Here is a 6757-nt window from a genome sequence, read left to right as displayed (position 1 = left end):
TCGAGTATCAAGATTTGTCTGTCTAATTATTACTAACGATAGATTAATCTGTTGCATTTTTATTATAGCGAACATTTGTCTGCTTTCGAGGTTTGAAATTGTATGTCAGAGAAAACTGAATTTTAGTTTTAGTGAATGCTGGGGGGCGTTTGCTATTGATCTGATTTAAATCGATATAGCCTTTTTATGTCTAGTGCATTATTAAGGTTTAAAGCAGGGAAATGGCATGACAAACAAAAATAAATTATCAACTCGCTTCTATTCAATAAAGAATATTTCTGTTCCTCAACTTATCGAAATGCATAAGTTATTTGTCCAGTATTACAATAACGCCGAGTTTGAAACGTTTGCGACAGATATGGGCAATAAAACGGGAGTTTTTATACTTGAGGATAAACTAAGCAAACGAATTATCGGTTTCTCAACATGGACCGAATTAGAGCTAGATCATGGTAATGAAAAAGCTATCGGTATATTCAGTGGTGATACCGTCGTTGATAAGGCGTATTGGGGAGATAAATCACTTCAAAAAGCTTTCGCAATAAAGTTATTTTCGACAAAACTCAAGAACCCTAGAAAGCATGTGTTCTGGCTACTAATTTCTAAGGGCTATAAAACCTACTTATTGATGACGAACAACTTTCACCAATTTTATCCCTGTCATCAACATCATAACCCGAAGCTAGAGAGTATTGTTGATGAATACTGTAACAAGCTTTATCCGAGCGCTTACTGTTCAAAAAGCCGCTTACTCGATTTTGGTGACGAATATCAAAACCTCAAGGAAGGTGTTGCCTGCATTACGCCAGAAATGAGAGATGAAAACCGTGATATCGACCACTTCGCAAAACTTAACCCAACGTGGGAGAAAGGTACTGAACTACCTTGCGCGGGCGAAGTAACTATAAGTATGTTACTCGATTTCATGCAGCGTAATATGATTCCTTTCAAGAAAAAACAGAGTCGGCAGAGTCTTCGTCAAAAAGCAGGTCAGGTCAGCAAAGAGCTGGGTGATGATTTGCGCCAAAGAGCTGATTCACAGAATTTGGAGCTATCTTAATGTCATTTCTCGGCTCGCTTGCTTCGAAAGGTTTGCATGTTGCGTCACACGCGCTATCCAACAAGGGTGGCGCAAGATTCCGCAGCGCTTGTCGTTCAGTAGAAGAGTCGCAATTATCGATTCTTCAGGGAATACTAGAAAGCGTTTCAGGAACTGAATCCGCAGCCAAGTATCACCTTAGGGAAAATAGCAGCCTCTCCGAGTTCCAAACATTGCCAATTAGCGATTATGATGTTTGGCACGAGCAAATAGAGCGCCAGCAAGCCGGCCGAGAAAATGTTTTAAGCAACATCAAGTGCGAGCGTTATCAGCCCACGAGTGGTTCCACCTCTAAAATGAAGTGGATTCCCTACAATCAAGCCTTCCTCGATGAATTAGATCAGGCAATTAGTCCCTGGATGGCAGACTTATACCGACAATTTCCTGAGATAAAGCAAGGCAAACATTATTGGTCTTTGTCATGGGTCCCGAGCGATCTAAGGAATAAACTTACGAGCAGCATTAACGATGACTTGCAACTTCTCCCTTGGTGGAAGCGTTTGTTTATGTCAGGGACAATGGCTGTTCCTGAAGCCATTTCACTTGCGAATACTTCTGAGGAATCCTCAATTGCAACGGCATGCTATTTAGTTGCTTGCCGGGACTTGTCGTTTATCTCGGTATGGAGCCCAACCTTTGCGCTAAGCCTGTTACAGTTAATCAAAGATAAGCAGCCTCTTATCGTTGAAGTACTAAACTCCGGTCAGTGGCCTGAGACTCTTTCTGGCTTATCACATCTATCCGCACCCAAAAACCCTGACGCCGCTAAGTCGTTAGATGCTTGGGATGGTGAGTTAAGTGCTAAAATGACAAGTATGCTTTGGCCCAAACTTGGTCTCATCAGTGCTTGGGACACCTCATCATCTAAAATTTGGGCGAACAAACTACGCGACTTGTTTCCCCATTGTCGTTTTCAAGGAAAGGGCCTTTGGGCCACTGAAGGCGTCATTAGCTTCCCGTTTCAGGGGAAATACCCATTAGCACTGACTAGTCACTTTTATGAGTTTGAGGACCTGGACACCAATCAAATACATACTAGCTGGCAGCTAACGGAGGGCCAGAATGTACGTCCCATTCTAAGTAGCTCTAATGGTTTACTTCGCTACGCGATGAATGACCAGCTGAAGGTAACCGGCTTTTTAGATCAATGCCCTTGCTTTGAATTCATTGGACGCCTTAGTGGTGTTGATATGGTGGGTGAGAAACTGTCGCCAGAGCTGGCAGTTAATATTATTAATGAGTTTTCCATGCATGACGCTATTTTGCCAATAAGCTTACTCGCGCTCCCTTCTTATTCTGAAGCAAACTTACCTCGCTATGCTTTGTTATGCGAAAACCAGGCTACATATAACAGACTTAACACTTGCGAGCAGAAAAACCTACAGGTCGAACTTGATCGCGAACTAGAAGAATTTTTGCTCCAGAACTTTCACTATAAACTTGCTCGCGAACTTGGTCAGCTCGATCATGCGCACGTTTTGCTCATGGAAGATGCCATGCAGGTTTATACCTCGCATAAGATAGCGCGTGGCATGGTGGCTGGTAACGTTAAAATTGAACCTCTGGTACTTTGGCAAAACGAACTATTCTCTCCTCAATGCTCGAGCGCAAGCAATGAACAGCAAAACAGAGTCGAGGCCGTAAGCTAATGAGCCAGCGCTACGAAATTCGCCCCGCCGAAGATGGTGATTCAGCTGCACTACTACGCCTGATTGATCAAACGCCACAGGAAGGAGAAGTGCACCTGAATTTTGAGCGCGCACCTAACTTTTTTCATGCAACAAAGGTGACCACAACAGATCCGGATGTTTGGGTCATGATTGATCATAAAACAGAGACCTTGTTGGCCTCATTCAGTATTGGTAAGCGCGAAGTTTATGTCGACGGCGAAAAAAGATTAACCCGTTACGGCAATGATCTACGTATTCACCAGGATTATCGTGGCGGAAGGACACTGTTACGTTTATTCAAAAAGTATCGAGAACTGATGCAGGATGAGTGGATGCAGACTGTGATATTGGACGAGAATAAAGCCTCTATCAACTCAGTCGGAAGTGGCCGTCTAAGTTTGCCGACTTATCACCAGGCCGGACAATTTCGTACTTATATGGTAGATCTGTATAAGAAGCAGCATAAAGCCACAACACTTTTAGTGCGACGAGCTAGCAATGCCGATAAAGCTCAGATGCAGTCTTTTTTCGATAAGCATGCGCCATCAAAGCAATTTTACCCTGTCTATGACTTTTCAAAAATTGGCACCAAAGACAATTACTATCGCGGGGTCGATATCGAAAATTATTTCCTCGCTTATGATGACGATGAACTTATCGGTATGTGCGCCGTATGGAACCAAAAAGATTTTAAACAAACGCGCTTTGTATCCTACCAAGGCAAGATGAAAGCCCTCAGGCACATCAATAATATTAAGAGTAAATTCTTTGGCGGCCTCCAGCTACCAAGTCCTGGAAGTTTAGCGAGCTACCTTAGCCTTCACACGGTTCTTTGTGCCGACAACCGGATTGATATCTTTCAAGATTTGCTGAGCTGCATCCTTAAAACCTATCACGCAAGTGATTATGAGGCGCTTATCTTTGGTTTTGATACGCGCGACCCTTTACACGAAGTTGCAAAAAACTTGAAGGCATATCAGCTTTTAAGTAATCACTATCTCGCTAGTTATGGCGATGACCCGAGCAAAGAAATGAAGCAACAGGGCTTGTTTTATCTCGAACCAACACGTCTATAATTAGCAGTAAGTTATGATGCAGTATCTAAAAAAATATCGTTCCGTCTTCCTCGCGCTTATCGTCGCGCTTGGCCTGATTTCTTGGCTCTACGATAACGCACCCGAGCCTGAGCAAAGTACTCAACAGAACCTGGCGCCAAGAGTTCCTTACACAGAGGTAATCGAAAGCAGCCAAGCGATTCCAATCTATAGTCGCGGTAGAGTATCTGCCTCAGAAGTTCGTCAGATTACCAATCAGGTACCCGGCCTGGTCAAACGTGTCAGCAAAGAGCTTAGTATAGGCGCAAGGGTCAAGCAGGGCGACATTCTCATTGAACTTGAACAACAGCCTTTTGTACTCGATATCGCACAAAAACAAGCTGAACTTGACCGAACTAAACTTGAATTAGTCAGAGTTAAAGCAAAGGCGGCTGTCGCACAAAAAGGCCTAAAACGAAACGCAACTGACTATGCGCGTCATATACCACAGGTGCGCCATGCCAGCAGTCAAGTTTCGGCCGCGGAAGCCGCCTTAGCTTATGCAAAACAACAACTCAAGAAGACTGTAATCAGAGCACCAATAGATGGCAAAGTCATTAAACTGAGTATTACTGAAGGCGAGTACATACTGGCTACCTCAAATGTTGCAACAATCTATGGGACTGACGAAGTTGAAGTCCGACTCCCGTTAAATGACCAGCAAATTGAAATTCTCGGTCTAAATCATAAAGGCTACTTGGGCAAAACAAGTAAACCTATTGCTAGCTTGAACAGCTATCAAAACCCGACAAAACAATGGCAAGGACTTATCGACCGAATTGAAGGGGAGCGCGATAGAAATCAGCTTCTTTATGTTATTGCGCAAGTTTCAAGCAATAACGCTTCAAACAAATCTAGCAAGAGCTTACTACCAGGCTCCTTTGTTGAAGCAAGGATCGAAGGGCAAGTAATCAATAATTTAAAGCTAATTCCTCGTAGTGCTGAACCTGCCAACAACACTGTTTGGACGATTGATAACGATATGCGCTTACACAGAAAAAATATCGAACTAGTGTATCGTGGCAAAGAGCTATCCTTCGTAAAGGCGGGATTAAATGCAAACGAACGTATCGTTACCGGTTCATTTCATTTAATGGCAGAAGGTATGAAAGTTGAGCCTTACCTAGCCAATGATCTCGCGCTTATTGAGCACCCTGTAGCGAGTACAATTCAATGAAAGGTGCGATCGCATGGTTTGCACATAATCCGGTTGCCGCCAACTTGCTTATGTTTACCGTGTTTGCCTTGGGTTATATCAGCCTGCCCGATATTCGCAAAGAGCTGATCCCAAATGTGTCCCTTGAACGTATTGGGATAGATACGAGCCTGCCTGGTGCGTCAGTTGAAACCATAGAATCTAGCATCTGCAAGCCAATCGAAAACCAGATTTATGATATTGAGGGCACACTTGAGCTTAGCGCTATTGCGCATGAGGGTTTTTGCTCAATGACTCTTGACGTAGCAGACGGCTACCTCACGAAAGATATACTAGATACAGTTAAAAGCCGTCTCGAAAACTATGATGCCTTACCAGACGAGGCAGAAGAGCCAACCGTCAAGGAATTGATTGTACGTAATCGCGTTAGTAAATTAATTCTCAGTGGCACCGCGGACTACGCTAGCATGAGCAAGATGGCGCGAAGCATACGCAGTGAAATCCTCGAAAACGATAACATCAGCATCATCGACCTAGAAGACGTTAAAGACTCTGAAATACAAGTCTATATCCCGGCACATAACTTAGAGCAATATCAAGTTAGCTTCGAAGAGATCAGTCGTCTAATTAGGCAACAATCAAATCAGTTACCAGGTGGCGTATTAAAAACCCATGACGGTGACGTACTAATCACCAGTGATGCTAAAAAAAGTGATGCAGAGGGTTATCGAAATATCATTATTGCCTCGAATGCTGACGGTGCCGAGGTAAGACTAGGCGATATTGCGAGCATCATCGACAACCGAAATAGCCCGCAAAGTCAGGCATCCTTTGACCACCGTGCAGCGGTTTCTCTCGATGTCTATCGTGTTGGCAATCAGAGTATTGTTACCATTGCCGAGGCAATTAAAGGCTATATAAAGCAAAAGCAACTGCCTGACAACATGCACTTATACGTTTGGCAGGACGAAGCAAAAAACTTTAAAAGCCGCATTGATTTATTGCTGGAAAATGCATTCAGCGGCCTCTTGCTACTCTTTGCGCTCTTGGTTCTGTTTCTTAATTTACGTCTCTCATTTTGGGTCAGCCTGGGAATACCATTTTCGTTTTTTGGCAGTCTGTTATTAATGCCCTCACTGGATGTATCCATCAATATTGTGTCACTGTTTGCTTTCATACTAGTGCTGGGCATTGTGGTCGATGACGCAGTGATCGTTGGGGAGTCAATTCATAGCCAGAATCAGGCAGGAAAATATGGTAGTGAAGGCGCGCTTGCTGGTGTCTATGACGTATATAAACCGATACTTTTTGCAGTCACTACAACCATTGTAGCCTTTTTGCCTTTACTGTTCTTACCAGGCCCCGAGGGTCAGTTAATGCAGGCGATACCTATTATAGTTATTTGTATTCTAGTGTTTTCGCTCTTGGAATCGATCTTTATTCTACCTGCGCACTTATCCCGTAAGGCATCAACATCAAGCGACGAAAAGAAAGACAGTCTGTTAAGTAAAATACAAAAGCAATTCAGCCAACACCTCGATAAATTAAACCAAGGTTTATATCAACCTTTATTAGTGATGGCTCTAAAACATAAAGAACTGGTTATCGTTAGTTTTAGCTTAATGTTTATCATCTTTATGGTCTTACTATCGACTGGTTGGATGAGAGTGGCGTTGGGCGTCGCGATTGATGCAGAGGTTGTTAATGCCTCAGTTGCTTTTCCGGAGGGCGCTTCACG

Annotated in this window: 5 protein-coding genes; all 5 read left to right on the top strand. The window is 43.4% G+C overall.

Going from position 1 to position 6757, the window contains the following annotated elements; translation table 11 throughout:
- Positions 1–226 precede the first annotated feature (226 nt).
- The gene (locus tag A3756_RS11600) at positions 227–1060 is read left to right on the top strand and encodes a hypothetical protein (protein ID WP_068510704.1); all 834 of its coding nucleotides are present in this window, start codon (positions 227–229) and stop codon (positions 1058–1060) included.
- Positions 1060–2748 (top strand): GH3 auxin-responsive promoter family protein, encoded by a 1689-nt coding sequence (locus A3756_RS11595; protein WP_068510706.1) that lies wholly within the window; start codon positions 1060–1062, stop codon positions 2746–2748. Before A3756_RS11600 ends, A3756_RS11595 begins: the two co-directional genes overlap by 1 nt.
- A complete protein-coding gene (locus tag A3756_RS11590; protein ID WP_068510708.1) occupies positions 2748–3845 on the top strand; it encodes a hypothetical protein in 1098 nt (365 codons plus the stop codon). The genes A3756_RS11595 and A3756_RS11590 overlap by 1 nt, the downstream gene beginning before the upstream one ends.
- A gap of 13 nt (positions 3846–3858) precedes the next feature.
- Positions 3859–5040: an efflux RND transporter periplasmic adaptor subunit gene (locus tag A3756_RS11585; RefSeq protein WP_068553539.1), complete on the top strand. Its 1182-nt coding sequence runs from the start codon at positions 3859–3861 to the stop codon at positions 5038–5040.
- A partial coding sequence (locus A3756_RS11580) for an efflux RND transporter permease subunit (RefSeq protein WP_197481275.1) occupies positions 5037–6757 on the top strand: 1721 nt, incomplete at its 3' end. The genes A3756_RS11585 and A3756_RS11580, both read left to right, overlap by 4 nt.

Source organism: Oleiphilus sp. HI0086, from assembly GCF_001635225.1.
Note: the sequence above shows the minus strand (reverse complement) of the source record. Positions and strands in the feature narration are given on the sequence as shown.

Excerpts from the sequence above, each read along its gene's own strand:
- A3756_RS11595 (WP_068510706.1), top strand. The coding sequence starts at position 1,060 with ATGTCATTTCTCGGCTCGCTTGCTTCGAAAGGTTTGCATGTTGCGTCA.
- A3756_RS11600 (WP_068510704.1), top strand. The coding sequence starts at position 227 with ATGACAAACAAAAATAAATTATCAACTCGCTTCTATTCAATAAAGAAT.
- A3756_RS11590 (WP_068510708.1), top strand. The coding sequence starts at position 2,748 with ATGAGCCAGCGCTACGAAATTCGCCCCGCCGAAGATGGTGATTCAGCT.
- A3756_RS11585 (WP_068553539.1), top strand. The coding sequence starts at position 3,859 with ATGATGCAGTATCTAAAAAAATATCGTTCCGTCTTCCTCGCGCTTATC.